Origin of the sequence: Sulfoacidibacillus ferrooxidans (assembly GCF_022606465.1) — a bacterium.
Taxonomy (GTDB): domain Bacteria; phylum Bacillota; class Bacilli; order Alicyclobacillales; family SLC66; genus Sulfoacidibacillus; species Sulfoacidibacillus ferrooxidans.
Genome location: NZ_JALBUF010000124.1, coordinates 1 through 279, shown reverse-complemented (window position 1 = coordinate 279; position 279 = coordinate 1). Strand labels below are relative to the sequence as shown.

Annotated in this window: 1 protein-coding gene; it reads left to right on the top strand. The window is 41.6% G+C overall.

Annotated elements, in window-relative coordinates:
- Positions 1-279: PD-(D/E)XK nuclease family transposase (locus MM817_RS16665; RefSeq protein WP_241717194.1), on the top strand; the 279-nt coding region annotated here is incomplete at both ends.

Below are 279 nucleotides of genomic sequence, written 5' to 3'. Positions count from 1 at the left end.
ATCATGTGGTTGAGGATCAAACGCACGAACGGTTGTCGGATGCATTAGAGGTTCACTTTGTTGAAATGCCAAAGCTACGCAAAAGTATCACCGATTTAGAAAAAGCTGTACAGGATCCATTAGAAAAATGGTTACTCCTCTTGGAATCCGGAAAAAATAAAACGATACACCATGTATTGGAGGTGGCGGCGATGAATGATGTGGAATTAAAAAAAGCGTTAGATGAAGTAGAAGAAATCGGACGCAAACCAGAGAATTGGGCACTCTACATCTCACGCA